We start from the raw sequence: 578 nt of genomic DNA, 5'->3' as shown, positions 1-578 counted from the left end.
CTGGAGGCGATGCGTCACGGCGTCCTGCCGCGCACGTTGCACGTGGACGCGCCGTCGCCGCATGTCGACTGGTCGGCGGGAGCCGTGCGGCTCCTGACGGAGGAGCGGGCCTGGCCGGAGACGGGTCGGCCGCGTCGTGCCGGGGTGTCCTCGTTCGGGATCAGCGGCACCAATGCCCACGTCATCCTCGAGGCGCCGCCGGCGGGTGTGCCTGCCGAGCAGGCCTCGGGGGAGCCCGCCGTGGAGCCGGTCGTGTCCGGCGCGGCGGCCTGGCCCGTCTCCGGCCGGGACGCGCAGGCCGTCCGTGAACAGGCGGCTCGCCTGTACGACCACCTCATCACCCATCCCGATCTTCCCGTCGCCGGAGTCGCCGCCGGCCTCGCCGCGCGTCGCCGGTTCGCGCACCGCGCGGTCGCGGTCGGCCGCGACCGCGCCGCTCTGCTCGACCAGCTGGCGGAGATCGCACGCGGCGAGACGCCCGCCCGCGAGGCCCGCGCCGGCGGGACGGCGTTTGTGTTGACGGGGCAGGGGAGTCAGCGGGTGGGGATGGGGCGTGAGTTGTATGGGTCGGAGCCGGT

At 76.0% G+C, this 578-nt stretch carries 1 protein-coding gene; it reads left to right on the top strand.

Going from position 1 to position 578, the window contains the following annotated elements:
- Nucleotides 1–578: ketoacyl-synthetase C-terminal extension domain-containing protein (locus IIE03_RS00020; RefSeq protein WP_318842697.1), on the top strand; the 578-nt coding region annotated here is incomplete at both ends.

The sequence above is a fragment of the Myceligenerans pegani genome, assembly GCF_014892515.1.
GTDB classification, from domain to species: domain Bacteria; phylum Actinomycetota; class Actinomycetes; order Actinomycetales; family Cellulomonadaceae; genus Myceligenerans; species Myceligenerans pegani.
The sequence above is the reverse complement of the archived record's forward strand: the minus strand, read 5'-3'. Positions and strand labels throughout refer to the sequence as shown.